Annotated in this window: 31 protein-coding genes; 6 read left to right on the forward strand and 25 right to left on the reverse strand. The window is 62.8% G+C overall.

The window, feature by feature from the left end; translation table 11 throughout:
• Nucleotides 1-15 precede the first annotated feature (15 nt).
• The 6 genes from AC069H_RS22220 to AC069H_RS22245 all read left to right on the forward strand — a co-directional run bounded on the left by AC069H_RS22220 (nucleotide 16) and on the right by AC069H_RS22245 (nucleotide 5981).
• Nucleotides 16-567 carry a sigma-70 family RNA polymerase sigma factor gene (locus AC069H_RS22220; protein ID WP_034317190.1) on the forward strand — a complete coding sequence of 184 codons (552 nt, stop codon included), beginning with the start codon at nucleotides 16-18 and terminating at the stop codon, nucleotides 565-567.
• Complete coding sequence (locus tag AC069H_RS22225; RefSeq protein ID WP_478233668.1) at nucleotides 564-1322, forward strand: anti-sigma factor family protein; 759 nt, start codon at nucleotides 564-566, stop codon at nucleotides 1320-1322. The genes AC069H_RS22220 and AC069H_RS22225 overlap by 4 nt, the downstream gene beginning before the upstream one ends.
• 202 nt (nucleotides 1323-1524) lie before the next feature.
• A complete protein-coding gene (locus AC069H_RS22230) occupies nucleotides 1525-2619 on the forward strand; it encodes a DUF1996 domain-containing protein (RefSeq protein WP_478233669.1) in 1095 nt (364 codons plus the stop codon).
• 229 nt (nucleotides 2620-2848) lie between these two features.
• Nucleotides 2849-3352, forward strand: a complete 504-nt coding sequence (locus tag AC069H_RS22235; protein ID WP_478233670.1) for a sugar O-acetyltransferase — start codon at nucleotides 2849-2851, stop codon at nucleotides 3350-3352.
• 10 nt (nucleotides 3353-3362) lie between these two features.
• Entirely contained in the window at nucleotides 3363-4670 is a 1308-nt protein-coding gene (locus AC069H_RS22240; protein WP_478233671.1) for a recombinase family protein, read from the forward strand.
• Between the two features lie 276 nt (nucleotides 4671-4946).
• Nucleotides 4947-5981, forward strand: a complete 1035-nt coding sequence (locus AC069H_RS22245) for an XRE family transcriptional regulator (RefSeq protein ID WP_478233672.1) — start codon at nucleotides 4947-4949, stop codon at nucleotides 5979-5981.
• Between the two features lie 282 nt (nucleotides 5982-6263).
• Here the strand turns inward: AC069H_RS22245 and AC069H_RS22250 are convergent, their stop codons facing one another.
• The 25 genes from AC069H_RS22250 to AC069H_RS22370 all read right to left on the reverse strand — a co-directional run bounded on the left by AC069H_RS22250 (nucleotide 6264) and on the right by AC069H_RS22370 (nucleotide 24961).
• Nucleotides 6264-6458 (reverse strand): hypothetical protein, encoded by a 195-nt coding sequence (locus AC069H_RS22250; RefSeq protein ID WP_478233673.1) that lies wholly within the window; start codon nucleotides 6456-6458, stop codon nucleotides 6264-6266.
• On the reverse strand, nucleotides 6455-7339 hold the full coding sequence (locus tag AC069H_RS22255) for a glycoside hydrolase domain-containing protein (RefSeq protein WP_478233674.1): 885 nt from the start codon (nucleotides 7337-7339) through the stop codon (nucleotides 6455-6457). The genes AC069H_RS22250 and AC069H_RS22255 overlap by 4 nt, the downstream gene beginning before the upstream one ends.
• Before the next feature lie 8 nt (nucleotides 7340-7347).
• Nucleotides 7348-7617, reverse strand: coding sequence for a hypothetical protein (locus AC069H_RS22260; RefSeq protein ID WP_478233675.1), 270 nt, complete (start codon nucleotides 7615-7617; stop codon nucleotides 7348-7350).
• Nucleotide 7618: 1 nt separating this feature from the next.
• A complete protein-coding gene (locus tag AC069H_RS22265; RefSeq protein ID WP_478233676.1) occupies nucleotides 7619-8167 on the reverse strand; it encodes a hypothetical protein in 549 nt (182 codons plus the stop codon).
• 37 nt (nucleotides 8168-8204) lie between these two features.
• Nucleotides 8205-8870 (reverse strand): hypothetical protein, encoded by a 666-nt coding sequence (locus tag AC069H_RS22270; protein ID WP_478233677.1) that lies wholly within the window; start codon nucleotides 8868-8870, stop codon nucleotides 8205-8207.
• A 26-nt stretch (nucleotides 8871-8896) separates the two neighbouring features.
• Nucleotides 8897-9913: a DUF5047 domain-containing protein gene (locus tag AC069H_RS22275; protein ID WP_478233678.1), complete on the reverse strand. Its 1017-nt coding sequence runs from the start codon at nucleotides 9911-9913 to the stop codon at nucleotides 8897-8899.
• Nucleotides 9914-10049: 136 nt separating this feature from the next.
• On the reverse strand, nucleotides 10050-11450 hold the full coding sequence (locus tag AC069H_RS22280; protein ID WP_478233679.1) for a hypothetical protein: 1401 nt from the start codon (nucleotides 11448-11450) through the stop codon (nucleotides 10050-10052).
• Nucleotides 11447-13375 carry a phage tail protein gene (locus tag AC069H_RS22285; protein ID WP_478233680.1) on the reverse strand — a complete coding sequence of 643 codons (1929 nt, stop codon included), beginning with the start codon at nucleotides 13373-13375 and terminating at the stop codon, nucleotides 11447-11449. Before AC069H_RS22285 ends, AC069H_RS22280 begins: the two co-directional genes overlap by 4 nt.
• Nucleotides 13375-13872: a hypothetical protein gene (locus AC069H_RS22290; RefSeq protein ID WP_478233681.1), complete on the reverse strand. Its 498-nt coding sequence runs from the start codon at nucleotides 13870-13872 to the stop codon at nucleotides 13375-13377. The genes AC069H_RS22285 and AC069H_RS22290 overlap by 1 nt, the downstream gene beginning before the upstream one ends.
• Before the next feature lie 203 nt (nucleotides 13873-14075).
• Nucleotides 14076-14354 carry a hypothetical protein gene (locus AC069H_RS22295; RefSeq protein WP_478233682.1) on the reverse strand — a complete coding sequence of 93 codons (279 nt, stop codon included), beginning with the start codon at nucleotides 14352-14354 and terminating at the stop codon, nucleotides 14076-14078.
• An 82-nt stretch (nucleotides 14355-14436) separates the two neighbouring features.
• Nucleotides 14437-14787, reverse strand: a complete 351-nt coding sequence (locus tag AC069H_RS22300) for a hypothetical protein (RefSeq protein WP_478233683.1) — start codon at nucleotides 14785-14787, stop codon at nucleotides 14437-14439.
• On the reverse strand, nucleotides 14787-15197 hold the full coding sequence (locus tag AC069H_RS22305) for a hypothetical protein (RefSeq protein ID WP_478233684.1): 411 nt from the start codon (nucleotides 15195-15197) through the stop codon (nucleotides 14787-14789). The genes AC069H_RS22300 and AC069H_RS22305 overlap by 1 nt, the downstream gene beginning before the upstream one ends.
• 20 nt (nucleotides 15198-15217) lie before the next feature.
• Nucleotides 15218-15577 (reverse strand): hypothetical protein, encoded by a 360-nt coding sequence (locus AC069H_RS22310; RefSeq protein ID WP_478233685.1) that lies wholly within the window; start codon nucleotides 15575-15577, stop codon nucleotides 15218-15220.
• Nucleotides 15574-15918 (reverse strand): phage head-tail connector protein, encoded by a 345-nt coding sequence (locus AC069H_RS22315; protein ID WP_478233686.1) that lies wholly within the window; start codon nucleotides 15916-15918, stop codon nucleotides 15574-15576. Before AC069H_RS22315 ends, AC069H_RS22310 begins: the two co-directional genes overlap by 4 nt.
• A 63-nt stretch (nucleotides 15919-15981) precedes the next feature.
• Nucleotides 15982-17265, reverse strand: a complete 1284-nt coding sequence (locus tag AC069H_RS22320) for a phage major capsid protein (RefSeq protein WP_478233687.1) — start codon at nucleotides 17263-17265, stop codon at nucleotides 15982-15984.
• Between the two features lie 112 nt (nucleotides 17266-17377).
• Nucleotides 17378-17947, reverse strand: coding sequence for an HK97 family phage prohead protease (locus AC069H_RS22325; protein WP_478233688.1), 570 nt, complete (start codon nucleotides 17945-17947; stop codon nucleotides 17378-17380).
• A complete protein-coding gene (locus tag AC069H_RS22330; RefSeq protein ID WP_478233689.1) occupies nucleotides 17934-19118 on the reverse strand; it encodes a phage portal protein in 1185 nt (394 codons plus the stop codon). Before AC069H_RS22330 ends, AC069H_RS22325 begins: the two co-directional genes overlap by 14 nt.
• Nucleotides 19119-19128: 10 nt before the next feature.
• Entirely contained in the window at nucleotides 19129-20466 is a 1338-nt protein-coding gene (locus AC069H_RS22335) for a terminase (RefSeq protein WP_478233690.1), read from the reverse strand.
• A 58-nt stretch (nucleotides 20467-20524) separates the two neighbouring features.
• Entirely contained in the window at nucleotides 20525-20791 is a 267-nt protein-coding gene (locus AC069H_RS22340) for a terminase small subunit (protein ID WP_478233691.1), read from the reverse strand.
• Between the two features lie 297 nt (nucleotides 20792-21088).
• Nucleotides 21089-21472 carry a hypothetical protein gene (locus tag AC069H_RS22345; RefSeq protein WP_478233692.1) on the reverse strand — a complete coding sequence of 128 codons (384 nt, stop codon included), beginning with the start codon at nucleotides 21470-21472 and terminating at the stop codon, nucleotides 21089-21091.
• A gap of 642 nt (nucleotides 21473-22114) precedes the next feature.
• A complete protein-coding gene (locus tag AC069H_RS22350; RefSeq protein WP_478233693.1) occupies nucleotides 22115-22738 on the reverse strand; it encodes an HNH endonuclease in 624 nt (207 codons plus the stop codon).
• A gap of 1259 nt (nucleotides 22739-23997) precedes the next feature.
• A complete protein-coding gene (locus AC069H_RS22355; RefSeq protein ID WP_478233859.1) occupies nucleotides 23998-24288 on the reverse strand; it encodes a BRO-N domain-containing protein in 291 nt (96 codons plus the stop codon).
• Nucleotides 24289-24303: 15 nt separating this feature from the next.
• Nucleotides 24304-24492, reverse strand: a complete 189-nt coding sequence (locus tag AC069H_RS22360) for a hypothetical protein (RefSeq protein ID WP_478233694.1) — start codon at nucleotides 24490-24492, stop codon at nucleotides 24304-24306.
• Nucleotides 24492-24671 (reverse strand): hypothetical protein, encoded by a 180-nt coding sequence (locus AC069H_RS22365; RefSeq protein WP_478233695.1) that lies wholly within the window; start codon nucleotides 24669-24671, stop codon nucleotides 24492-24494. Before AC069H_RS22365 ends, AC069H_RS22360 begins: the two co-directional genes overlap by 1 nt.
• Nucleotides 24668-24961, reverse strand: a complete 294-nt coding sequence (locus AC069H_RS22370; RefSeq protein ID WP_478233696.1) for a hypothetical protein — start codon at nucleotides 24959-24961, stop codon at nucleotides 24668-24670. Before AC069H_RS22370 ends, AC069H_RS22365 begins: the two co-directional genes overlap by 4 nt.
• Nucleotides 24962-24997 lie beyond the last annotated feature (36 nt).

Here is a 24997-nt window from a genome sequence, read left to right on the forward strand (position 1 = left end):
ACAAAGATGTGCCGCGTGGGACGCCACTCTCGGATACTGCAGCCAATCGTCGATCATGAACCCGCGTCGAACGGGCATGACGACCTCATCAGGGCGTTGTACCAGGAGTTCGGATCCAGCCTGATGGCGTTCGTGCTGAAGCTGACCGGCCACGATCGCCAGTGGGCCGAGGACGTGGTCCAGGAGACGCTCATCAAGGCGTGGCGCAACGCCGGCAAACTCGACCGGCAGCCGGAAATGCTGCGCGCCTGGCTGTTCACCGTGGCCAGGCGCATCGTCATCGACGGCTGGCGGAGCCGGAGCGCCCGCCCTCAAGAGGTGGAGGAACTGGAGTCGGATTCGATCGGAGTGCCGGACGAATCGGAGAAGACGCTCGCGGCCATGATCGTTTACGAGGCCCTGCGCAATCTTTCCCCGGAACAACGCGAGGCCGTTCAGCAGACCTATCTTCGTGACCGCACCGTGAACGAGGTCGCGGCGACGCTCGGGGTTCCGCCGGGTACGGTGAAATCGCGGATCCACCACGCTGTGCGCGCGTTGCGCAGGGCGTTGCAGGAGCGGGGGTGAGCGAGGTGTCCGGAGCTGTCCATACGGACATCGCCGCCTACGTGCTCGGCGTCCTGGGCGAGGAGGACCACGCCAGGTTCGAAGCGCATCTGCTGGAGTGTCCCGAGTGTCAGGTCGAGCTGGTGGAGATGTACCACCTGCCCGACATTCTCGACATGGTCAAGAAGAGCTGGCCGGATCCGCCCGTGAAGGGTCCGGGCCCGCGGGTGCTGCGGATGCTGCTCGCGGACGCGGCCAAGGCGGGCCGTCGCCGTAAGGTCATCCGGCTCGCCACGGCCGCCGCCGTACTCGTGCTCGTCGTCGGCGGACCGCTCGCCGTCCTTTCGCTCACCGACCGTGAACCGGTCGTGACACAGGCCGCGCCCACCGTCGTCACGTCGGTGGTGCCACCGCCTCCGTCGTCGTCGCGGGAACGTGAGACGGGTCCGGACGGCGGCGCCGCCCCGTTCGGCTGGTCCGAGGCGGGCAACGCGGTCGCCGCCGAGGTCACGGTGCAGGAGAAGGAGTGGGGCAGCGCCGTCGAACTCGAACTGCGCGGCCTCGTCGGCCCGATGACCTGCCAGCTTGTCGCCTACTCCCACGGCGGAGAGGCCTACGCCGTCAACAACTGGAGCGTGCCGGCCAAGGGGTACGGCGTCCCCGGTTCGCCTGCTCCCCTCGTCATCAGCGGTTCGACGGCGTTGCGGAAGGCCGACATCGAACGCTTCGAGGTCCACAAGTGGGACGGCACCGTGCTCGCCATCGTGCGCCGGTAGTCTTATAACGGAAAGATAACGGCCGGATCGCGTTTTGAACCGATCCTCGGCGGGCGCCGTATTCCCCAGTAGCCGGATCTGAATCGGCGGGCGAACAGAAGGGTTCGCCACGAATGCGGTAATCGGCGTATTCGACAAATGCGTGGCTCATGCCCGGGTTCGAGTGATCGGCGCGCCCGGAAAAGAATGAGGTGAGCAGCTAATGGCACGAAATCAAGGGCGCCATCGGATCGCCCGCAGGACCAAGATCGCGACCGCGTTGCTGGGCTTGTCGATCGCGGTCGGTGGTCTGGTGGTGTCCACCACGACCGGCGACCCCGAACGCGCCGCCGCGGACGAGGTGGACAAGTCGCAGTTCGTGGACATCACCGAGGTCAGGCCGAACGTCGACAAGCCGGAGCCGGGCCGGAACGCCTCCACCGGCTCGTTCACCGTCGACTGCGGCCGGAACGAGAACGGGCATTTCAATCCCGACAACTTCATCGCGCAGCCGGGTGTCCGCAATGGTGCCCAGCATCTGCACGATTACGTCGGAAACCTTTCCACGAACGCGGATTCGGACAACGACAGCCTGCTGGGCGCCGGCACCACCTGTCGCAACGGCGACGAGTCGACGTACTTCTGGCCGGTGGTGCGGATCGATACCGACGAAGAAGCCGGACGACAGCAGGGTCGCGATGGCGAACGGAATCGCCGGGACCGGAACGACCAGCGGGAACAGGTGCAGTTGGACGAGCCGAACGCGGACAACGAACTCGCCGGCAACGACGGCGAGATCCAGCGCCCCGCGGTCGTCGACATCACCTTCAAGGGCAACGCCAGGGAGAAGGTGAAGGAGATGCCGAAGTTCCTCCGGATCCTTTACGGCGACGCGAAGGTCTCCACGAACGGTCCCGCCAACGCGCGGGAGAGCTGGACCTGCACGGGCTTCGAGAACAGGCTCATCAAGCAGTACCCGATCTGCCCCGAGGGCAGTGACGTCAAGCGGGTGCACACGTTCCCGAGCTGTCTCGACGGCGACAACATCGACAGCGAAAATCACCGGGATCACATCAAGTACCCCGACGAGAACGGCGAATGCGCGAACGGTCTCACCGCCGTCCCGGAGCTCACCATCTCGCTGACCTACCAGATCCCGCGAGGAGTTCAGCTCGCCGGACAGTACAAAGTGGACTCGTTCCCCGAAGAGGACCACAACCCCTTCTCCGATCACGACGATTTCGCGAACGTGATGCCGGACCGGATCATGGATCGTCTCGTCGACTGCGTCAACGAAGGCCGTCAGTGCCGCGAATGACGCCCTGAAGCGGAAGCAGGAACCTGCGAAGAGAAAGGAAGATACTCCGGCCCGGCGGGTCCCCCCTACACCTCACCCATCCGCCGGGCCGGCCCTACCCGGAAACCGATCGACACAACTGAAGAACGCTCCGCAAGCATTCACCCGTCCTGTCGGTGGCTTTCCTCGGGAGGCTCGCCGGCAGGACGCTTTTCGGTAGGTTGGCGGCACGGGTGAGCAAAAGGACCGCATGTTGCGCGGCGAGCTGTACCGGGACAACGACCCCGAACTGGTCGCGGACCGCAGGCGCGCGCAAGCACTCGTCGACCGGTTCAACGGCACGGGCGCCGAGGAGACCGGTGAGCGGGACACGATTCTGCGCGAACTGCTGGGAAAGCTCGGCGAGGGCTCCTGGATCATGCCGCGGTTCCAGTGCGACTACGGCTATCTGATCGAGATCGGCGCCAACAGTTTCCTCAACTACGACGCCATCCTGCTCGACTGCGCGCCGATCAAGATCGGTTCTGACTGCTCGATCGGCCCGCGCTGCCAGCTTTTGACCGCGCTGCATCCCATGGAGGACCACGAACTGCGGCGGCAGCGCTGGGAGTCGGCCGCGCCGATCACCATCGGGGACAACGTCTGGTTCGGCGGTGGCGTCATCGTCTGTGCCGGAGTGACCATCGGGGATGACGTGGTGGTGGGCGCGGGCAGTGTCGTCACCACCGACAAGCCGAAACGTCGAATCTGCTAGTATCGTGACCATGACGTTACGAATATTGTCCGTGGTCCGGTTGTCCCAGCTCAGTGATGTGACGACGTCGCCAGAGCGTCAGCGTGACCATGTCGACCGGTGGGCCAAAGTCCATCAAGGGGAAGTGGTCGGGCAGGCCGTTGACCTTGGCGTGAGCGGGTCTATGTCGCCGTTCGAGCGACCCCAACTCAGCTTGTGGCTGACCGACCACCCGCCGAGGACCTGGGACACCATGGTTGCCTGGAGACTCGACCGGGTGGGCAGGAATGCCCTAGATACCCTGATGCTCCTACAGTGGCTTGAAGCCCGCGGTAAGCGCCTGGTTACGGTGGCTGACGGTCTGGACAGTGCGGGGCCGTACGCCAAGGCGTTCATTGCGCTAGCGGCTGTCTTCGCCGAGATGGCCCGGACGGCCAGTATCGAGATGTCCGCCGATGCACGGGCCAAGCTAAGGGCGGAAGGTCGGTCGGTCGGCGGCACGGTCGGTCATGGCTACCGGTTGAATTCGGAGAAGAAATACGAGGAGGACCCGACTACATCTCCGGTGATCCGGCGAATGTTCGCGATGGCCGCCGACAGAGTAGCCCCGACCGTGATTGCCAGGCGCCTGACAGAGGAGGGGGTCTCGGCACCCAATGGGGGTCCTTGGCGTCGTCAGGTGGTGAGGGCTATTCTCAGCAACCCGCTTTATATCGGCCTTGGGCAGCCGCCGGCGCCCGCACTGGTGGACCCGGAGCTGTTCGCCCGGGTGCAATTGATATTGGATCGCCCACCCGTGCAACGGGCTCGCAGTGGCCCACTTTCCAGCATCGTATTCTGCGCCGAATGCTTGCGATCCCTCTGGGTTCGCCGTGATCGCGGCAACGCCTACATGTATTGCCGGGAGGGTCATGGACTGAAAATCAGAGAGGATATACTTTTAGAGCTTGCTGTAATTGAATTCGTTCGTATTCATGGGGCTGAGCCCGTTTATGACGTTGTTGTTCACCCAGATACGACGGCCCAGGATATCGCGTTGTGCCGAGTCGAACTCACGCAGATAGCGAACGAACTGGTTAGCCCTGATGCCAACCGCGCCGCCCTTCGGGCGCGGCGTAGCGAACTAGAAAACCGCCTGGACGAATTGGAGGCCCTGCCGCCCCAGGAAGGCCGAATTGAGCGAATACCCACCGGTGAGACATGGCAAGAACGGGTGGATAAACTGTCACTAGAGGATTTCTCGGAAGAGCTTCGGCGCCGTGAGGTGCGTTTCGGTGTCATCATGCGTCAGAGGAAACCTCTTATTGTCGAAATCAAAGAGTTATCCGGGGATGAATAGTACCTCCGATACGGGGGCCGCTGTCCATTTCCCATTATCCAGCCGCACGGGCACCGTGTAGGCGGCGACATAGTGTTGATAAGCCATGACCGTGCCCTCTTCCCGACGGCCCTGACGGATCAGGGTCACTCGACGTCCGGCAAGATCCCCCGCCCGGTCCGCCGGGAATCGTTCCCAGGATATGCGCTTCTTAGCCATGTTCCGAGCGTTGCGGGTGGGTGACTCTCCGCCCAGGGAAGATCACAGGGAAGACCCGGGAAGCCGTAGACTGACCTTGTGGCCCTGACACCCAATGACCGACTCCGGACGGCCCGCGAGATGACGTCCTCGCGGGCCTATCCTGGTGTCCCCATGGGGCGGGACGAGATGGCCGGACTCGTCCGCGACTGGATAACCCGGAACGACCCGAAGGGCAGGGCATCCGCCTTTGACGGGAACCACCTCGGCAAGTTGGAACGGGGTGTAGTGCGGCGCCCCGGGGCCATCGTTCGGGCTGCCCTGTGTGCCGTTTTGGGTGCGTCCGAGTCGGAACTAGGGTTTGGCCCCCCGCCGGAAGACGACCGCCTCTCTGCGGCCCTCTCAGGCCGCGTACCCACCGACTTGCAGTCGATTCAGGCTGTGGCTGACGTCCTTGCCAGCGTTCGCCGGCTGGAAGACGCCACCGGGGTGGCGGATGTGCTACCCATGGTCCGGGCTCAGCGCGCGGTGGCTACGAGGCTAGCCGACAACGCCCGCGGTCCTGTCCGCCGTGAGGCGGTCGGCCTGGTGTCCGAGCTAGAACAGTACCTCGGGTGGTTGGCCATCCCGTTGGCGCACTGGGAGGATTCCCGTAAGCATCTAGACCGGGCTAGCGTGCTTGCCATCGAGGCTAACGACCCGGAGAGGCTAGCCCTGGCCTTGTCCTTCGGGGCGTACCGCAACCTTCGTCGAGGAGACCTACGGTCGGCCGAAGCGTTGAACGAAGCAGCCAGCCGTGATGCCCGGGTGAACGTCGGCCTTCGGACGTACACCGAGTTTCAGCGGGCCGAAGTGCTGGCAAAGGACGGCCAGAAAGCGGACGCACTGAGAACACTCCGGACGGCGGACGGCTTGGTCGGCGAACTACCCGAGGACCCCGAGGATCTGCCCTCATCGGGCTATTGGTATGTCCCGTCATTCTTCCACGGTCAACGGGCGTTCGTTCTCCACGCACTGGGGGACCACGAAGCAGCCTCCAGGATCGCCCGAGAGGCGATAGACGAACTTCCGGAGGACTGGCGCCGTGCGGAGTGGGCTCAGCGTCGGCGGAAGCTTGCTCGGCTTGACCCGTAACACCCGCCGACAGCCGAGCGACTACAGGGACAACCATCGGGCTATGGAGGTACCGTGTTCGGCCGGAAGAAACGTCGCAACATCGCCAAGCAGACTGAGATCCAGCGTCGGCAAGCGGAGGCTCAGGGCCTCGTGGTCAGCCCATACCCCGAAGGCTCCCTTGGAGACCGCATGTACAAACGGCGGGCTCGCAAGGCGACCGACGGTCAGACCACCACCTAGCCCTGAAACGACGAAAAGCCCCCTACCCGGCCGCGATGGCTAGGTAGGGGGCTTCTGTGCTTACTGCTGGTTGGCGGGGCCGACAGCGACACCGAGGGATGCCAGGAGCGGGCTCAGGCCGCCCAGGACAGCGGCCACGGTGTTGACGTCGAGGTGGACACCGAAGGCTGCCAGAAGGCCGACGACGGCCGCGGGCGACAGCCCGAAGGCCGCCGCGAGGACGGCCTTGGCGTACTTGCGGACGAAGGCCATCACTCGGCCGACCGGCGGTGGTCCTCGTCGGCTACGGCCTTCGCGAGGGCGGCGTAGTCAACGGCCGGAGCCAGAGCGGCCACCTTGGCCGCCAGGGCGTCCAGGTCGACGCCACCGGTCGAGACCTTCGCCTCAAGGGCGGCGAGCTTCGTCTCAAGGACCTTGACGCCGGCCGCGGCCTTGGCCGCGTCAAACTGGGTGTACCGGACGTGAGTACTGAAGGGCAGCGTGCCCTTCTCCGGCTCGCCGACGCCGATGCCGCGGGACATCAGCTCGTCCACGATTTCCTTAGCGCTGGGCATGTCGTCATCCGTTTCCCCGCCCATCGGCACGAGCGGAAGGTTTCGGTCGCAGGTGATCCCGCCGACCTTGACTTGAGTGTTGTTGTCCTGCCAAAAGTTCACGTGCGCGCGAACGTCCGACCGTCGTCCGGCCTGCCAGAAGCAGGAGGCATGACCAACGGCGAAGTCCATGGCGTTGCCGAAGCCGTAGGCGCCGACCCGGGATCTACCGAGGACCGAGGCGGCCCCGTCCAGATACGAACGCCAAGCGGCGGGATTCGGAACCGTGGTTCGGTCGTTGCAGAAAAAGATTGGGCCCGTGTACCCGAGGTAGTTGGCCCCGGCCAAGGCGAGCTTGGCGTTAGCCACGCCGCCGCCCCAACCGGTATCCGCATCCGTGGTGCCGCCCTGGAATACGAGCAGGATCTTGAGGCCGTTCCGGCGGTGATCGTCGAACTCGGCCTTGGTCGTGTGCTTGGGGTTTCGTCCCGGAGGATTCATCAGGTGCGGGGCGGTCGTATACCGGATCACACCCTCATACCCGGCCGCCTTAATGGTCGAGGCGGGCAGGGTGCCCGCCGAATAATCGAGCCAGTAAGCCATTAGTTTCCTTACTTGATCAGGATGGCAGCGAGAGGGGAGCCCAGGATTGCGAATACGGCCAGGGCGATGGACAGCCGCGTGGAGGCCGAAGTCTTCTTGTCGTCCTTCCGGGCCGTCTTCAATTCCTCGATCTCGATAGTTGCCTCAGTGAGGCGGTGCTCCAGCACCGCCACCCGGGTCCCCGTATCGGTAATGTGCTCGCTGAGCTGGTCTCCCAGGCTGTCTAGCTTGTCCAGGATCATCCGCAAAAGGAAACCCGGTTCTTCGGTGTCCGGCATATCAGATTCCAGCGGTTTCGATGATGAGTTCATAGCTGGAGTCAGCCCCACCCGATACGCGCATCGTGCTAGCCGACGTCTTGAACGTCAGGGATGCTGTAAACGTTCCAGAACTCGGAGCGACCCACGTCCCTACGAGGGTTGCGGGGATACCCATGTACAAGGTGGTTGGGGGGGTGTTGAGCAACTTACCACGGACCATAGTCCCGCCCGTGGCAGTGGGTGTTCCTCCGGCGATTACCCGCACGCGGGAATACAGGTTGTTACCCGCTGTACCCGCGTTCTGGTAGTACACGAAATCGGCCGTGAGCTTGTACCGGCGTCCGCTGACCGCTGTGAACGGGGCCGAGATGAACACGGCTTCAGTAGTAGTGATCCCCGTGTCCGTGTTTCCGGCAACACCACCAACCCACCCATGGGTGCGCGCGGTGGCATCAACCGTGTCGAAGGCATTCTCTGTAGCGTTCGCGAGGGCGGCGATATCCGCGGGGACGTCGGGGATATCGGTGCCGGTGGGGTACGGAAGTCCCCATGTGGGAGTTGAGGGCACGGTGGCACCTTTTCTCTAAGAAAGTGAACCCGAAGGGTTAGAAGGGGATGACGGTAAGAACTCGGTTGTTGACCAACACCAGTTGGGCGCCCGCCGCGGTGGCCTTATATTTGCACGTGAAGGTGTTGAAGCCTTCGTTAAGTCCGTTAGCCGCAGTCACTAGCGTTGATGCGGTGGCGCTACCGTTTAGTCCGGACATGCCGCCTAGGAAAGCATTGGTAACCGCGGTTTCCACGGCCAACGTTGACGCACCGGTGACCTGAACGGCCTGGTGTGCTGTGGCATCCTCGGTTATGGAGACAGCGCCCGAGATGACGACTTCTACCGAGTGAATAACAAGGCAGCGCCTTGAGGAGCCGATCCAGATAGTCACTGATGGTCCGGGTGATGTTGGGGCATCAGCGAAGGCCCCGTTATTCGGCAAGGTCCGCTGGGCAGCCACCCGGCTGGATTGGATCTGGTTAGCCGCGCCGGCTCCGGGGGCTCCGATTCGTCCAAGGATGTAATACTGGGAGCCCTTGCACTGAACCAGAACCGTGTCACCCGGCTGGTAGGCAACGCCGATACCGGATTGGATAACCCGAAGGTTGCTCATGGGGACACCGCTGACGTTTACCGAGTTGACGCCGGATGCCTCATCCCACGTCAGAATAACGCCCGTGTACTGGTCGCCCCCGGTAGGACGCTGGTTCCCTGCTGTCATCAGTCGGGCTATTCCTTGGGCGTCCATTACAGGGTCTGCTTTCTTGTGTCAGCGGCCATCGCCCCGTCAGGGGTGAGAGCGTACGTGATGCGGTCTAGAATGTGGTTCTCCACGCCTTCGACGTCGTCGAATTTCAGCGCAATGACGTCGAAGCCCTCAAGAGCCGGATTGGGAACAGACTGGAAAGAGACGACGTAGGGCAACCCGGTAACCCGGGCGAGCATCGAGGCGGCGGCGGAGTTGGCCTGACTCGTAGTCTTAATGAAAGACGACGTATAGAACCGGGTAACCCTCCCGAAGGGTCCATTCCAGTAGGTGGGGGAGCTTGGGTCGTTGTCGAATGCGACCCCCTGAACAGGGGGCAATTCGCCCGTAGCATCGCCTCGGGCGACCACCTTGTTGTAGACCTGGTCTCGGGAGAGCTTGCGGTTCATCGCAACCAGGACCCCATTACGGCCCTTGTCTACGGTCCATACCGGGGCTGAGTTGACCGACGGGGCATCCTTCACCTGAAGGCGTCCGGCGTAGTCAAAATACATTACCTTGCCGCGGCTAGCTACGATGTCTTGAACAAACCTCAAGCGGTCTTCGTCCAAGATCTGGACGGTGCCAATCAAGTCGGTATACGCGTCCCAGTCGTAGACCGATATCAGCACATGCCCCTCGGGCATAGCTGATTGAACAACGTAGTCAATTAACGCACCCACCGACGCCGTCGAGGAGAACTGTTCGGGCGCGGGTGCACGGGCGTCCTTGACCGACGCCATGCGGTCAGACCCGGAAATACGAATATTGGCGTCAGGGCGACCCGTCTGCTCGACAGTGTCGATCCGGAAGTATCCTAGGCCGACCCATTCCGTAGTACCATTGCCGTACTTGACACCACGTTCAACGTAAAGCTCTTGACCGTACGGTGTACCGGGGGCGGTCGAGTCGGCAGGCCACGGGTAATTCGTGGTGAGATCTAGCGTCGTCTGAATATCGGCGGTGGTGTCGACGGTAACGTCTCCGCCGAGGATGGGAAGACGGCCTTCGTTGCTCACCCCCGGGATGGGAATTCCGACGGGCTCAACGCCCGTCTGCCCGGGGCTCACCAGGGTTACACGTGCAACCATCTGGTGAGCCCCCCGGAGGGTGGCCAGGAAGGTGTCAGAAACTGGCCTCACTAGACCTCCAGGTTTAGGGCACGATGATGGACGAGGTAGAAACTCGGTCTATGAGCTGGAAGTAGTCCGTCACGTTGGCCAAGACGTCGTTATAGGAAGCGAAGTCGTTGACCACGTCGGCATACACGTAGGTGTCGCCGTAGACCGTTGATGCCGGGGCAGCGACCTCGACTAGGTCGAGATCGAAGAACCGACGTACACCACGCATCGACGTCTTCCGCACGGTGTACCCGGTTACGGAGGCGTAGAGCGTGGGCACCGCGGCATTAGCCGTCGGTGCTTGGATGAAGATGGGGTCACCGGCAGCTAGCCGGCCGTCAAGTTCGGCAGCCTCTTCGAGTCCCGACACCATGAGCGTTAGCGACAGAGCGCGGGAGGACATGACATCCGAGACAACGACAGGCATTGTCCGGCCGATGACATCGAACGTTCCCGAGCGTGCCCGCCGGGTGATGTCGCTAATATTGGTCACGGTGACGGCGGTATTCAACGCTGGGCGAGACGGGTTCTTGAACCATGCCGACGTGAGCGTGGGCGTGATGGTCGTTGTCTCTTGGTTGGTGAACGCCTTCGGAAGCATGTACATCAGCCGCGCCTTGGATACCGCGGCTGACCCACCCGACCAGGCGGACGTGCCCGCCATGATGGTTTCCCAGGCGTCCTGAACCGTTCGCCAGATGACCTGAGATTCCGCGCTAGCACCCGCTGTGTTGAAGCCGCCCCAAGGGTCGGGGTTCATCTCCAACGGTAATGACACGCCTGTACCGCTGGACTGCTTCCACTCGTGTAGCAGAAAGACAATTCCGTCATGCAGCTGGGTGCTGCCCGGGTAGTTGACGTTCTGCGCGGATGCGTTCGTCTGCGTCGTTACGTGTACCGGGGGCTGAGCATTCGTAAACCCGCGGATGACAGCCGAGCACGACTGACCCGCTGACCCGCCGGAGAACGTCACCGTTGGAGCCGTGTCCCCCGGCTGATATGCACGGTAGAACGTGGCGAAATGGCTAGCGCCTCCGGCCAATAACGTCCACCCGGTGGGGGTGTTCACGGTCGCCGCGGTGTTCTGGTGTGTCGCCGTCAGGATCATCATGATCCCGGTGTAGAGCCCGGAGGGCAACGGCGGGATCACGGGCGCGTTATTCGCAGTCGTGTAGACACCGGCGGTTGTGGCCTGAATGCCCGAGGCATCGACGGCGGTAACGCGGTAGGTGTTCAGGACGCCGGCTACGAATTCATAGTCGTCTACGTGTCCGGCACCCGCTGAGACGGCAACGGTGTCGCCGCCTCGAACGGTGGTCCAAGTGATGCCATCCGTTGACCGCTCCACGATGGCGTAATCGGCGGCAGTGTCCAGCCCCGTGAAGCCCACCCGGACACGGGAGAGATCGCCAAGATACGACGCGCTTACGGTCACCGGACACCTCCAATTCCTGCCACGACTCCACGGCCGATCTGTCGGCCGTTCTCGTCTAGTTCGATCTGAATGCGTTGCTGGATTCCCGCGCCGAGGTCAAGGTTGATCGTGATTTCCCTCGGGCCTCCGAAGGTCTGAGCGTTCGAGGTAACCCGACCGGTCTGACCCGGAGTGAAGAGTTCGGGCCCCTTCTCGCCGACGATGTACGGACGGCCTGCGCGGGCCGTGCCGCCCTTGGCCAGATACGGGATGTTCGGAATCCCCGGGATGCCGACGGCACCCGTGATGTTGTTGATTCCGTTGATAGCCCCGTTGAGGAGCCTGATAGCTCCGTTGAGAGCGGACTTCAAGCCGTTGCCGATGCTGGACCAGATGCCGGAGAAGAAGCTTCCGACGCCCGACCAGACACCCCTAATGAAGTTCCAGGCGTCCGCGAAGCGGTCTCGAATCCACTGGTTGGCTCTCGTCACACCAGACGTGACGCTGTCCCAGAGGCCGGAGAAGAACCCGGTGACCCCGCTCCAGACGCTCTTAATCCAGTTCCAGGCATCAACGAGGCGCTGCCAGATCCATTGAGCGGCGACGGTAACGGCGTCCTTGACGACGTTCCAGAGCCACACGAAGAAACCCGCGATGGGTTCCCAGTAGGTAATGATCGTGGCGACGATGGCGATCAGTGCGACGATAGCCAGGATGACCAACCCGATGGGGTTCGCGTACATCGCGAAGTTGACTAGCCACTGAGCCGCGGCCCAGAGGCCGAGAGCGACGATCAGCGGGGTAATCCAGGACATATTCTGCGAGATGAAGTTAGCGATGTTCTGAAGCACGGGTGCCAGGAACTCGATAACCGGGATGACCATTGACCCGACAGTCGTCGCCAGGTCTGCGAAGGCGGAGGCCAACGGCGGGATAGCAGGAGCGATAGCCCGCAACAGCGAGCCGACTACCTGAGACACCACGCCGGCGACCCTGTTCAGCGACTCGAAGAAACTAACCAGGGTGTCATGACCCTGTGCAGAGTCGAGGAATTCCCGAATCGTCTTGAGGAGCGGGCCAATGAAGCCCAGCGATCCGCCGCCCGCGTCCTCGATGGCACCGAATACACTGGAGACGATGCCGCCCAGATCCTTGAACACATCGAGGATCTGACCGATGGCCTCAACGGCGCCACGAATCCACTCTTCAAGACTGCCGTCGTCGGCCGCCTGTTGAACGAAGGCGTTGAACCGTTCGGCGGCAGACCCCAGGCCACCCGTTAGCTGGGCCAGGATGGGCATTGCCACCGCGCCGATACGGATAAACGCGGCAATCAGCGGGGCGAAGGCCGCGCCGACATTCTGCACAACGCGAGAGGTACCGGAGAGGATCTCTTGAAGATGCGACGTCGCTGCCGACGTCTTGAGCATCCCCGTGACCTTGGTGGCGATACCGCCAATGGCTACGGCGATCTGCTGGAATCCCCCCGTCAGCTTCGGAAGAAGGACTCCGAGGTTTGCTACAGCAGGGTTGAGGGCCTTCTCAAAGCTTGCCGAGACGCTGGACTTCATTGTGTTCAGCGTTGGCGTTAGCTTCTCGAATGCTCGCTTGGCGCCGTCTGCCCCTAGCTTCATGGTCGCCATGACGCCAGCCATGGCGAACCCGCCAGCGACGGCTAGCGGAAGGACACCCGCGAGGGTGGCGACGCCTGCGGCCAGAGCGGGCAGGGCGTTAGCGACACTGGCTGTCTTCGCCATGTTGGTTGCGAGGCCGAGGAAGGCTTTAGCGCCCCTACCGATGGTGGCAGCGAAGTCATTCAGCTGACGGCTGCGCTTCTTGGAGTCGTCGGCAAGCGCCTTGATCTGAGCTTTCGCCGCGGCGGCAGCCGCGACTAGACCGGCGGATGACCCATCGAACTTGATACGGATTGTGCGTTCGGCGGCCATCACTCACCACCTTTAGAGAAATTGTTGACGATGTCGTCCGCGGCGGCATTCCACTCGCGGGAAATGGTCGGGGCCTCACGTTCGACTAGCGGGAAAAAGGCGTAGGCGTTCTGACCACGGTGAGGGCGGTACTGGTCACCGGTCGAACTGCGATACCGGGTGGCGTTGTACCACCCAGAGCTAGCGTTCATTCCGAAGACGGAGCCGAACAGCATCCCGTAGGCGGGTGCACGATTTCGACCGAGCTTCCGGGTACCGCCCACCTGGATAGCCGGAACACGGTCCCTTATGGGCTTGACCGTCGTCGCCAGCAAGGGGCCTTGTGGCCCGCCGTGGGCCGCCATGTCGACGGTGGCCTTGATGGCAAGCTTGCGAGCAAGCGTCATTGAGTGATCACGGATAGCCTTTTGGGCATCCTTCGGCAGCACCGAGAGAGCCCGGAGAACTTCCCGGGCCCCCTCGATGTGCATCTTGACCGTTAGCGCTGTCTTCGCCATGGAGTCCTTCCCCGAATATCAGCCGGAATACTGTGGTTGGCCGTTCGAGGCCGAGCCATATCCCGGCTCCGGGGACTTGCCACTAGCTTTCTTCTCCTGCTCTTCGAGGATTTGCACGGCGGTGGCAATACCGCGCTCGTCAAGCTCGGCCCAATGAGAGGGAGCTACACCCGTAGCAACCGCTAGCGCGATTACCGTTCGGGTCAGACTCCCTCGGGGGTAGGGTCCGTTTCATCGCCACCCGTCGGGAGGACATCGAAGGTGTTCTCAAACTCGTCCTTCGAGAGCCCATCAACGATGTTCAGATTGCTACGCTTGGCCGCGAGGTAGGCGATCGAGTACAGCGTTTCGAGGGTCAGGCCTTTCTCAAGGTCGCTGAACTTCGCGCCCTTGGTCGTACGCTCCCAGTGCAAAATGTCGCGGGGCTTAGCGGTGACCTTGTGTTCGGTGCCGTCGTCGTGGGTCAGGATGAACTCAATCAAGGGATTGCCTTTCAGTCGTAGACACCCGACCCGTGCCCCGGCTACGACTCCGGGACACGGGAAGGGCTGATTAGGGGTTGAGTCAGAAACTCAGGACAGAGCGCTTGAGGTCGGCAACGGTGCCCGTGTAGTCGACGAACGCACGGCCGGCGTTGGTGTCGCCCTTCGGGAATCCGAAAGTCGTCGGCGAGATAGGGCCGACGACCTTGGTAGCACCCGCGGCAAGAGACACCGACAGATCCTCAACGGCAAGGCCGTCAAAGGTCGCCTGCGACTGCACGACCACCGTGGCCGGGCTAGCGCCCGTGTTGGACAGGATCAGGAACACCGAGGCGCCCGTGTCGACGATGTCTCCGTCGACGTTCGGGGAACCCGCAGTGGGCACGGTGCCCGCCCGGGTAACGGTCTGGGTGGTGACAGACTGACGAGCCATTACGCACCAACCCGCGTGTAGACCGGGTCACCGAGAACCTGGAAGGTCATTTCGGTCTCTTCGTTCTCGCGGACATCGCCACCCACGGGGGCAGGCTTGATCAGAAGCTGACCGGTCCAGCGGACGTGCTCCGCTGCAACGTCGGGGTGATGGTCGAGAGTGAAGCTGACGACGGTGTTCGGGTTGGACCACACGAAGTCGCTGAACCCAGTAGCTCGCCAATCGGCGAAGATCTTCACCTGAAGGGTGGGCTCGTTGTCGGTCTCAGCGATCGCAACGCCATCGGGGCAGTAGGTGTAGAGCCGGTCACCGTCCTGGGTGCCGGGGTCAAGCGTCCAGCTGTTCAACTGGCACTCAACGGAAACGGTGCCAATCGTCAGCTCCAAGAGCTTCAGACGGCGAACCTGCATAGGCATAAACCCTCCAGGGGTCAGAGCCCCACTTCAACGGTGAGGGCGTAGGTAGGAAGCTGAGACCCGCCTTGCTGAAGCAGGCCGGGAGAGGCCGACGTAACGGCAAAAGCCGGGTCGTTTTCGATAGCCGCAACGGCGGGCTCAACCAGGTCGTAAAGACGAGCCGTGGCGTACTGGTCAAACGGGACGACCAGGTGGACAACGAAGGTCGCTTCGGTCGGCTCACCGCGGAACGCACCCCACACAACAGACGGCGGGGTGATCACGGCACCCGTGGTGCCCTGAACGGTCGCCCCGGGGTCCTGGTACACCCGGAGACCCGGAACTGTCTTCAGGGCGGTCTCAAGGGCGTCAACGGCTTCACGAACGTTGGTCACCCGATCACCGGCCCACGGAAGCGACCGATGCGAAGCAAGCGATCGATGTCTGGGTCAAATGAGGGGACCCGGGCCGAGCCCATTTCCCCCGCGTCGATCAGGGCTTCCGGCGAACGGCGACGCGTGAACCATCGGCCTGCCAAGCGAACCGTACCCAAGGTGAGGTCCGATGTCGGAGTTTTCGCACCGGGCAACGGGAATTCGCTGTAGTCGATGTCGGACCGGGTGCGGACGACGAAGTCGATAGCAGCGTCTAGATTGGTCTGGAGGACGTCATCATCTGCTGTATCGGGGATCTTGAGGTCGGCTTTAAGGTCAGCGAGCGTAGGCGGCCAATCCATTGGTACTCCAGGGGTTGCCCCCAAGGGCACGGGCTGAATGCCCGTGCCCCGGAGGAGGATGGATCAGGCAGCAGCGGTAACCGTCTGGACCGAAACCGACTTCGGGTTACGAACCAGGGTGCCGACGTAGCCCCAGATGCCCATACGGACAGCCGACGGACCAACGACCTGCTCGTAGGTGAACTGGAGAAGGTCAGACTCGCCCAGGATCACGGCGTTACGGCGGAGGACGGCGTACTTCTCCGCGTAGGCGGTCGGGACACCCGCGGTCGCAACAGCGTCCACACCCTCAATGTCGCCCATCAGGCGGTTTCCGAGGGCACCCGAAGCGTTCTGCGGGCCGTAGCGGGAGACCGGCATCAGCTTGCGACCGGTCGTGTCTTCCAGCTTCCGGAAGGAACCAAAGCGGCGGAAGTTCATAACGACCAGGTCGGCGGTACCACGGAGGTCACCGGCAACGGCCGTCTGAGCGTCGATGACGCCGTTGATCGGGTCGCCCGCGAGCCACGCCGCCTCGGTGGCGTAGGTGGTCCCGGTTGCCGTGCCGCCCGCGAGAATAGCCGCACACACCAGGCTCTCAATGACCGAATCCCACGCGGCACGCAGGTCACCAAAGATCAGGGCATCGACGGCAGGCGAGGAGCTGTCCAGGAGCTGACGCGAAACATCCTGGTACGCGGACTTCGTGACCGGGGTCAGGGTGTCCTTGTCGGTCTCGTATCGGTCGGTACCCCAGCCCGCGGTGTTGGCACCTTCCGCCGACTGCGAAAGGATGTTGGCGTCAGTGCCCACGGTCTGCTTCGGCAGGATCAGCGGGCGGGGGTCGCTACCAAGCGGCACCTGACGAACCAGGTCGGCCACGACGCGGTTCTGACGGCCGATGGTCTGGTACTCGTCGATCAGCCACTTCGGGGGCACGATGCCCGTACCACCCGAAGCCTGAGTGACGGCCCGGGAGTGCTCTTCCAGCCGACGACCGGCGTCCGCGTCGTGCAGGACGTTCGCGCGGAACTGGTCAGCGAAGAAAGAACGCTGGCCGCCGTCGGCCTCGGAGCGGTAGTGACCGGGGTCGCGGTTCTGGGTGGTGGTGCTCGACGTACGAACCTCGGTTGCCGGGAGGATGTTCGAGGTCATCGCGGTGACCTGAGCGTTGCGGGTCTCGATCTCGGCGAGGGGCTTGATCTGGTCGGCGAGCTTCTGAGCGGTCTCGCCCAGCTCGGTCACCGAACGAAGCTCGTGGGTCGTCAGGTCGCGGCTCTCTTCAACCGCGCGATTCTGAAGAGCTTCAATGCTGGTCTTGGCTTCGTCGAACTTAGCGCGCAGCGAAGCCAGGTAGGCGTTACTCAAGATGTCTCCAAAGAGAGAAGGGGAATTTGGAAATGCGCGCGAGGAGGTGCCGCCTAAATGCGGGGTGCCTGCTAATCAGGGGTGCCGCGTGCGGGGTGTCCTCTGGCCGGGCTCAGAAAGAAGGGAGCACCGGGAGACTGCCGAGGACATTCCTCGCGGCAGTCAGGTTTGGGGTTTCGGGCGCTTCGGCCCGAACAGATTCGACGACGGCGTTTTCGCCGTAGGCGCCGTTCATGACCACAGAGACCTCAGTGAGGTGGGCCTTCGTCCGGATAGCCACGCCACCCAGATGACGGGTGCCGCCCGGGAGTTCACGGAAACCGATCGACAGTTGATCGAGAACGCCGTCTTTCAGGAGTTCTAGTGTCTCTTCGCCGGCCGGAGTGTTAGACACCCGCCATTCACCGTAGAGGCCGTCTTCCCGCTCTTCGAGCCGGATCGTCTTACCGATCAGTGTGCCGCCCTGGACCATGTGGCCACGGGCAAACGGGATACGGTGGCCCGCGACAATCTGAGCAGCAAAGGCGCCTTTCTGGAATCGCTCGGTCAGCGACCGGTTGATAACCTGATCGACGTTGTACGGGACGGCTCGACCGGCCACAGTTCGACCGTCGCCACCCCTAGCCCGGGTGAGGATCTGAAAATCGTCCTGGGAAACCCGATAGAGGTTACTCGTCGTCATTCTGGTTCACCTCTTCTCCCGGGGTTTCGGGGGTCGTCTTTCGATAGGGTTCGTCGCCGCCAGGAATCGGCGGCAGATCCTCAAGGGCCCGGACCTCATTAGGCGTCATCCACCCGGAGGTGAGCGCGAGGTTGTGGGCCTGATAGCGGGTCAGCGTGTCGGCCCGAAGGAGGGCATCAAGAGTGAGCTTGACCCGGGTTCCATTAGGCATAAGCTGGGTTAGGGCCTGCTCAATGCGGGCAATGAAGCCCTGAAGGTGGTACTTGACCAGATTCAACGCTTCTTGCTGGACGTTGGAATAAGTCCCCGAGCCGTTCTCAGCCGCGAGGAAGTGCGGGGGAACACCGAAGATCAGAGCGATTTCGACGAGGTTGAACTTCCGGGTTTCCAGAAGCTGGGCATCCGTCGGGTTCCAGGCCAGCGGGGTAAACTTAGTGCTCGAATTGAGAACCGCCACCGTTCGCGTGGCCTGACTTTCGAGCCACTTGCTCTTCAGGTCGGCCGCCTCATCGGCGGTTAGGTCCGGGTTGTCGGACTCAAGGACACCCGAAGGCACACCCTTACCGACGTCCTGAGCCTGGTTGGTCAGGTTCTCCGCGAGAGCCAGGGTCCGGAAGTGGGTCTCAAGGACGCCATACCCGCGGAGGTCTCCGGGTTGGTGGAGTCCACGAATATGAAGGATTTCGTTAGTGGTGTAGGTCTGACCCAGGTAGGAGTATTCGAGGGTGCCATCCTTCTTACGCCGGACACCGACGCTGCACGCCGGAATTGGGACGATGGCCGTCGGGGTACCCGCTTCGTCGCGGGCTGCAATGAGGGCTACCGCGTTGCCGTTCATGACCAGGTCGAGAATCAGGCTCGACCACGTCTCAATCCGGGTGTGCGGGTACGAGGGCTGGTCCAGCAACATCGAAGGAACGACCTCGGTCCGGCCGCCCCCGACGTCCTTGTAGGCTTTCTGGGGTAGCGCGGCCACTGTGTCGGAAATCAGCGTGGCCGCCCGCCATACACCCGGGGTCGATAGGGCCCCGCGGTACGCCCCCAGGGCCGACGGCTGAGCGGCATACCCGCCATTTACGGCCAACTCGAAGCCCGCGAACGACGTAATCCTTCGGGTCTGAACTTCCGGGTTGGGGTCTTTACCCCAACTCCGGGGATTCCACCATGCCATTGAAGCTCCCTTAGAAGATTTGCGAGCGCGGCACGGGGGTAGGCTCAGGCTCGGTGAGAAGTGCGTACAAAGCAGCAGCGGCGGCGTAGGCAGCATCGACGTGGCCAACGCCCTTGCGAACGAATCGCCAGGAGTCGCCGGAATGGAATCGCTGCGTATTCAGAACGTGGGCATCCAACAGCGGGTCACCCGGGTGGATAAGCCCTCGGGTCGCCACAAGGTCGGCGAATTGCTGGCAAGCCTCACCGACGGCCGCCCCCTTGATTTCGACGTTATTGGGCAACGCCCGAAGACCCGAGGCCACGGCGGCGGCAGGACCAGCGGGCAACCACGCGATAGCACGGGGCTTGATTCGATCGATCCAGCCCGGAAGTTCCTTCCGGAGATCTTCAGTCGACGACCACGCTGCGATGACCTCAAGCCGGGGCTTACCGGTAGCCGACTCGCCAGCCGCCACGAGGGTGGCGTGCAGGTTGTCGGGCGAGATGTCCACACCGAGAGCCACCTTGCCCGCATCACGAGCCGCTGAGAGGTCCCCTAGCGGGTCCTTCGCTGCTTCCCAGGCTGCCGGGTCGACAGCGGCATTCAGGACGTCTACGCGCTGACACAGGACCTCGGTGCGGAATACGTCCGGCGGGTCGGTGGCCAGAGCTGACCGGATGGTTTCCTCGGAGATGAGATACCCGAGCGCCGGGTTGGCTTGTGCCCAGCCTTCGCGGTCGTCCAGCTCGCAGCTTTCCGGGGCTGACCACTCGAACAACCCGATGGTCGGATCGGCGCCGCTCAGGGCGGCGTCACGGAGCTGGTTAAGGACGACGGAGAACCGGTCACCCGCGTTCGAGATAGCCCAGACTTGGGCATTCGGGCGGGCCGTAGTCGTCTTCGATAGGGCAGACCAGGCGAGGAAATCCCGGTGTTCGCGGATCTCGTCTAGCGTCAGATGGTCAACGGAGAGACCGCGGCCGGCGGATCGGGTGGCCGCGGAGATCTTGTATCGACCGCCACCCGTCAGGCCGAAGAACAGGTCACCGTTGGCGAACCGGGGTTTCGTGAGATATTGGCTGAACTCCTCGGACCCTGAGGCGATCGCAAGAGCGCCTTCCCAGACCTCTTTAGCAATCGAGAGGTCCTGGGCGACACCCAACACCAACCCGGCGTCATCGACGAAGAGCTTGAACAGGGCGATCAGCTTCGAGAATTCGGACTTGCCGTTCTGCCGGGCCACCTGAACGATGACCGTGCGGAACCGATAATCTCCGTCGGGCTTGAGTTCGAGCGCCCGAATGGCTAGCTCTTCCTGCCACGGAAGCAGGGGTCGGCCCAATTCTCGGCAGAAATCGATAAACAAAAACCCCCGACTGGTGTCGGGGGTTAGCGGTCGTAGCGGCTCAGTGGATAATCTGGGTTCACGCTTCCCGAGGAGTCGGGAGGGCCCGGAGTTTGGAGAGCTTGCCAGCGGTGGGTGCAACAGGGTCTCCCTTCCGGCTCTCTGGGGTCAGCCCCAGGGCCGTTAGGGCAATCTGGAGTTTGGCGGCTAGCTCGGCCTTCGTACGGCCGGATTTCTCGATGTCGATTTCCCGGGCGAGGACACGGGCTAGCTCCGCCGCGCCTTGGTCGCGCGGCGAGAGGTCAAGTTCTTCGATGGACGCGCAGACGGCGTCGTGCAGGCTCATCGGGTTTTCCGAGGACGACCCGGCCCGCGCTTCACAGGCGCGGCCGGCGTGGGCTTAGGTGTCGACTCGACAGCCGGGGTCAGCATTTCCACCGGGACCTCAAAGGCCCGTGCGATGTCCTTAACGCTGATGTGGCGAACAGGGCGGACGTGCCCCGGGTTGACGCACTCGCGCCCGCAGATGACCTCGGGGACGACGTCGGCGGGCAGTAAGCCCCTGAAACGCTCGTAGACGGCCTGGACAGAGACACCCTCAGCGGGTGTCCAGCAACCCGTACGCGGGTCCTCGGTGTACAGCTCAGAGGCCACGACGGGCCACCTCCGTTGATCGTGGGTTATCGGATTCGGGGGTCATCGACTGCTGCACCCCGTAGACGTCTTCAAACGAAACCGTCACGCCCACGTCGGGCAGAACACCGTCGTTGTCGGCGTAGTCGTCGATCTCGACGCCGTTGACCTCGCTGGCCCGGATCGGGTTGTGGATCGTCTCGATGTCGTAGACCTCAACGTCGTCGGCGATCATCGGTAGCAGCCGAGTACGTACCAGGTGGCGGAGAACCGCGTGCCAGTCGGCGGGATACGGTAGACGCCGCTCGTCAAGCCAGTCGAGATAGCTGTCTGGCTCATCTCCATCGTAGAAGCCCCACTTAGACAGCAGCCCGTCAGCAGGCAGATACAGCACGGCTCAAGCCGCCTTTCGAGGTCGGAGATCGCGGGTCTAGGGCTTCCGGGGAGAGAGTTCACAGGGACATGGATGTCAGGAGTCGACTGGCCCCAGAAAACCCCCGGGGGGTCCTGACTACCTGCGATGGCCAAGGACGCGGCACAGGCCACCTCAGGGCCTGCTACGGGCCTTCGGGCACACTGCCCCTTTGGTCTGCGTTGCTCACCGGCGTTGGCCGGGTATGCAACTTGACAGTGATGTCGTCCCCTGTGATGTGAACGGACGCCATGCGCCGAGGGTCACATCCAAGGGCTTCACACAGTTCCAGCTTGAGAGCTTCGAGCCTTTCGATATCCACGGTCACCACTTCGTCCTAGGTCGGGGTTGGGGATCTTGGGACTTCGGGCTACCGATGGCCAGGTTGCACGCTCGACAGCAGGCCACCAAGTAGGCAGGGTCGTCCCCATGTTCAGACCCCCTCAGGTGATGGACCTGAGGGGCGTCAGGGTCGTTCTTAGGCGTACCCGGGGTCATCTGCTTGCCACAGTTGCGGCACACCCAGCCGTCCCTATCCAGGACCATGAGCCGGGTACGTCGCCAATCGGACATCCGCCGATGGCCCTCACGCCATGCCTTGCTCATGGGGGCCTCTCAGAGGGGTCAGGCCGCCAACTCGAAGGCCCGATCAAGGTCGGCAGCAAGCTTGTCGATACGCGCTTCTAGCTGACGGAGGTCAACAGCCAAGGCCTCGTCGTACGTCAACGGCGGAAGGTCGGCATTCATGGACGACTCGGGGTAGCCCAGGACGAACGCGGCCTGATTGAAGGCGTAGGCAGCATGCTCGGGTTTCTCGAACTGGCCGAGGTAGCGAACCGTACCGTTGAAGGCGATCTGAGCTTTCCAACAACCCCGTTGCCGGGTAACACCCCGGTACGGGGACGTACCCCAAGTGGCACGGTTGATTAGGTTGTCTCGGGAGGTCGTCTCACGAAGGTTCGAGCGGACGTTATTAAGGCCATCCCGGTCAATGTGGTCAATCTCGACAGCACCCGGCAGGACGAGACGGTGCAAACGGACGTTTCCCCGGGCGCCGTCCTCACGACGAGAGTTAGCCATGGCGTAGAAGGTCCGACGGCTCTTCTCCACCCACCACCGGTAACCCGCCACCCGCGGGTAATCCTCAGCGTCGATGACGGCGACGTGTCGGCCATGTGTGGGCGAGTCCATGACAATGCCGATACGGTTGCCGGAGAGCATGACAGTGTCGTTAGGGTTCTTGGTCATTGAGAATTCCTTAGTTCAGCGCACGGTCAGCGCGAATAGCCCGAATCACCGGTCAGCGATCGGGAGAAGTGGAGCTAGCCACGGGATGACCGTCCCTGCTAGCACTCGGAAGCGCTTCCGAGCTACCTCAACCCATCGCGGGGAGGTCGAATAAGAGCTGCCCGTTTGGTTCCCGGTGGGCAGTCATGTCGTCCGGGCTGAGCCGCTGTACGTCGCTAGGCTTCAGGTTTAAACCCCGTCGGGATCCATACCCGGACCACGGCGAGGAGAGGCACCGTTGCATCGGGTCGGCTCAGACCGACGGGAGTTTTCAGGGGGTCAGCCTTTTCTGACCCCGTACATTCTTACTATGTAGTTGCATTGTTGACATCCGGCACACAGCCGTGGTGTACGTCACCCGTTTTGGGGTATCTAGGTCGTCTCCGAGCTGTCTCAGTCGACCGGATGCGGAGGGCGTCAGCCCGGGAGCATCCCGGAACAACATCCGGGTAGCTCAACCCATGGGTATCTACAGACGTATTCGTCAGCCTGAGTTAGCTCTAGCTAACTACGGAGGATCATCCTGCGGATGACCTCCGGATGACCTCAAGTTATCTTGAGTCAACTTTAGTTAGCTATCTATAGGTATCTATGAGGCTGCATCGCGGAAACCCGCAACAGCGACCCCTGAAAGTTCACCCGTATGGGTTAGTCCCGTACAGCGATGCTCTCGTCAGATGTCCCGATCCGGCCTTCACGGGCTGACGCCCTCCAGGCCGTATAGACATCCTGTAGATGAGGGCTGTCCCTAGTCAGCTAAAAGCTAACTATAGGGGCCCTCCGTGTTTTCGCAGGTCAGAGGGGGTGACGCTGCCCTCCGGGTGATCGACTCCAACGGCGTGTCGCGTCACCTCCGAATCCCGGGCGTGTCGCCTCATAACCGCTGGTTAACAGTGTGTCAAGTGGACTAGAAGGCCCTTTTTAGACCAATCCCGATTACAGTTGCTTTTATGGTCTATCGACGGAGCGTGATGTGCGCAGGTGAGAGCGACGGAGATTCCCAGCCGTGCACGATTGGTCTGCAAAATTGGTACAGCCCATCGCCGCGGGAAACCCCGTGTCGACATTGAGGGTAACCCCTATGAGTGCCCGGAGGGAACATCTCCGGGCGGAAGCTCCCAGAGGCGTTGTAATCCCCCACCGGTATCCTGCCCTCTCAGGGGTCTACGACGTCCACAGAGGGTGCTCAGCCCCGGGAATCGGCATCCTCGTAGCGAGCTTCAGGGGGCTACGTAGACGCCCTCAGTCTTGCGGATGGCCGGGAGCACCTCGTGGGTGATCCAGCGCTTGAATTCCCGCGCCCGCTCCTTACGGGAGCGGAGGATGAGGGAGTACAGGCCGGGCTCGTTGATCACCAGCGGATTCCGGCCGCCAGGGGCAACCCCAATACTGTCGGGGTTGGTCTCTGCAATCTCGTCCGCATCGAGGACCGTACGCAGGGTGTCCGTCCGGATGCCAAGGACGTGTGCGACGTCCTTGGCCACGAACCACGGGTCGCCGTTGCGCTCAATGACGCGGAATGCCGGTTAGCGGGTGGTCACCTGAACGATTACTCGATCGGTGGCCGGGTCGACGCCGGCGAAGCCCTTGACGACGTATTCATTGTCACCGAGGACGGCCAGGGCTAGCGCGGCGACTCCGGCGGCCACGGGGGTGACAACCAGGGACCACACGACGCGCCACGGGTTGCGGAAGGGGTTCGTGGTCTTCGCCATCACTCGCCGCCCCGCTTCCGATAGTCCCGGTGCCAGGGCAGCGGGCCGGAGATGGCGTCCAAGGCAGCCATGAACGCCCGAGTGCACGCGGGACAGAGGTCGGTGGGGGTGATCCAGCCGTCGGCCATGTACTCCAGGCACGACGACCAGACCTTGCCCGGCTTCTCACAGGCGTTCATCGGGCGGTAACCGTGTAGACGGTGTTCCGACCCTCGGGTTGGACCGCGAGCAGTCCCGCCGCCGTCAGGGCGTTCAGGGCCCCGTTAGCTTCAACCTCGACCCCAGCGCGGGTGAACTCTCCCGCGACGTACTCAGCCACGGCGAAGACAGCACCCGTCTTGAGGCGGTAGGAGGGGCCCTCCCGGAGTTGGCGGCCCTTGCCCGCCAGGTCTTCCAGGATCGCGAGAAGCGTGGAGGCGGTGCCGTCGTAGCCAGGAGCGGCGGACACGGGCCGGAAGGTGGCAGTCATGAGGAGGTCCCTTCAGATCGCCCGACGGGAAGCCGG

The organism is Amycolatopsis sp. NPDC043887, assembly GCF_056435665.1.

Coding starts and splice junctions, on each gene's coding strand:
- AC069H_RS22230 (WP_478233669.1), top strand. CDS start 1,525: ATGGCACGAAATCAAGGGCGCCATCGGATCGCCCGCAGGACCAAGATC.
- AC069H_RS22235 (WP_478233670.1), top strand. CDS start 2,849: ATGTTGCGCGGCGAGCTGTACCGGGACAACGACCCCGAACTGGTCGCG.
- AC069H_RS22240 (WP_478233671.1), top strand. CDS start 3,363: ATGACGTTACGAATATTGTCCGTGGTCCGGTTGTCCCAGCTCAGTGAT.
- AC069H_RS22255 (WP_478233674.1), bottom strand. CDS start 7,339: ATGGCTTACTGGCTCGATTATTCGGCGGGCACCCTGCCCGCCTCGACC.
- AC069H_RS22260 (WP_478233675.1), bottom strand. CDS start 7,617: ATGCCGGACACCGAAGAACCGGGTTTCCTTTTGCGGATGATCCTGGAC.
- AC069H_RS22270 (WP_478233677.1), bottom strand. CDS start 8,870: ATGACAGCAGGGAACCAGCGTCCTACCGGGGGCGACCAGTACACGGGC.
- AC069H_RS22285 (WP_478233680.1), bottom strand. CDS start 13,375: ATGGCCGCCGAACGCACAATCCGTATCAAGTTCGATGGGTCATCCGCC.
- AC069H_RS22290 (WP_478233681.1), bottom strand. CDS start 13,872: ATGGCGAAGACAGCGCTAACGGTCAAGATGCACATCGAGGGGGCCCGG.
- AC069H_RS22300 (WP_478233683.1), bottom strand. CDS start 14,787: ATGGCTCGTCAGTCTGTCACCACCCAGACCGTTACCCGGGCGGGCACC.
- AC069H_RS22305 (WP_478233684.1), bottom strand. CDS start 15,197: ATGCAGGTTCGCCGTCTGAAGCTCTTGGAGCTGACGATTGGCACCGTT.
- AC069H_RS22315 (WP_478233686.1), bottom strand. CDS start 15,918: ATGGATTGGCCGCCTACGCTCGCTGACCTTAAAGCCGACCTCAAGATC.
- AC069H_RS22325 (WP_478233688.1), bottom strand. CDS start 17,947: ATGACGACGAGTAACCTCTATCGGGTTTCCCAGGACGATTTTCAGATC.
- AC069H_RS22330 (WP_478233689.1), bottom strand. CDS start 19,118: ATGGCATGGTGGAATCCCCGGAGTTGGGGTAAAGACCCCAACCCGGAA.
- AC069H_RS22340 (WP_478233691.1), bottom strand. CDS start 20,791: ATGAGCCTGCACGACGCCGTCTGCGCGTCCATCGAAGAACTTGACCTC.
- AC069H_RS22350 (WP_478233693.1), bottom strand. CDS start 22,738: ATGACCAAGAACCCTAACGACACTGTCATGCTCTCCGGCAACCGTATC.
- AC069H_RS22360 (WP_478233694.1), bottom strand. CDS start 24,492: ATGGCGAAGACCACGAACCCCTTCCGCAACCCGTGGCGCGTCGTGTGG.
- AC069H_RS22365 (WP_478233695.1), bottom strand. CDS start 24,671: ATGAACGCCTGTGAGAAGCCGGGCAAGGTCTGGTCGTCGTGCCTGGAG.
- AC069H_RS22370 (WP_478233696.1), bottom strand. CDS start 24,961: ATGACTGCCACCTTCCGGCCCGTGTCCGCCGCTCCTGGCTACGACGGC.